Genomic DNA, 894 nt, shown 5'->3' with positions numbered 1-894 from the left:
TCGGCGCCCGGCCGCGCGAACTTCCCATGATTTAGGCCCAGGACGCCTTCCGTGGAGCTCGAGGCGCTACCATCGGAACAAGGAGAGAAAAGATGCACAAGGCACTGTTCGTAGGCATTGAAGCCGGGCCGACCCACCAGGAAGATGCCGCTGAATTCCTCCGGGGTGCGCTGGAGCCGGTCGAGCATGAGCAGGACACGCGGCACTGGTACGCGCTGCGCTTTGGCCCCGCCGACTTCGCCATCTTCGATACCTTCCCCGGCAATGCCGGCCGGCTGAAGCATCTGTTCGGCACGGTCGGCCGGGCGCTGGTGGTGAAGACCTTCACCATCCTCAACGGATTGCCGGAGATCGAGCCGGCCGACATCCTCGCCCTCAAGGTGCCGGCGGCGGACGCCCTGCCGCGCTTGGCCCTGCATGTTCCGCTTGAAGCACGGGACGGTGCGGAGGAAGAGGTTGCCCGCTTCCTCCAAGGAGCCCGATCGGCCGTGGAGCGGGAGCCTGGCACCCTGTCGTGGTACGCTCTGCGTCTTGGAAAGACTCGGTTCGCCATCCTCGATACCTTCGCCGACGAGGCAGGGCGCGAGACGCATCTGTCGGGCGAAATCGGCACGGCGCTATCCGGAAGCGCTGCTTCGCTGTTCGCCGAGCCTCCCCAGATCCACCGCGCACAAATCTTGGCGTTCAAGATTGCATCCGCTGGTGATGAGGAGAGGACGAGCAGGAACACGTCGGTCGCGCGGCCCCTTGAGAGAGGGACAGTCTGATGGACACGAAGCAGAAGGTGCTCGTTGGAGCGGCCGTCGCCAGCACCGCGGCAGCCGGTGCCGCGTTCGCGTTCAAGTCCGCGGGCACGGATTCGAAGCTCACCAAGGTCGCGTGTCCGCCGTCAGC

General features: G+C 65.5%; 1 protein-coding gene. It reads left to right on the top strand.

Annotation, left to right across the window (positions count from 1 at the left end):
• Positions 1-92: 92 nt before the first annotated feature.
• Positions 93-767 (top strand): putative quinol monooxygenase, encoded by a 675-nt coding sequence (locus tag L8F96_RS18550; protein WP_010408781.1) that lies wholly within the window; start codon positions 93-95, stop codon positions 765-767.
• Positions 768-894: the final 127 nt, after the last annotated feature.

It is taken from the genome of Sphingomonas panaciterrae (assembly GCF_036890205.1).
Taxonomy (GTDB): Bacteria; Pseudomonadota; Alphaproteobacteria; order Sphingomonadales; family Sphingomonadaceae; genus Sphingomonas; species Sphingomonas panaciterrae.
The sequence above is the reverse complement of the archived record's forward strand: the minus strand, read 5'-3'. Positions and strand labels throughout refer to the sequence as shown.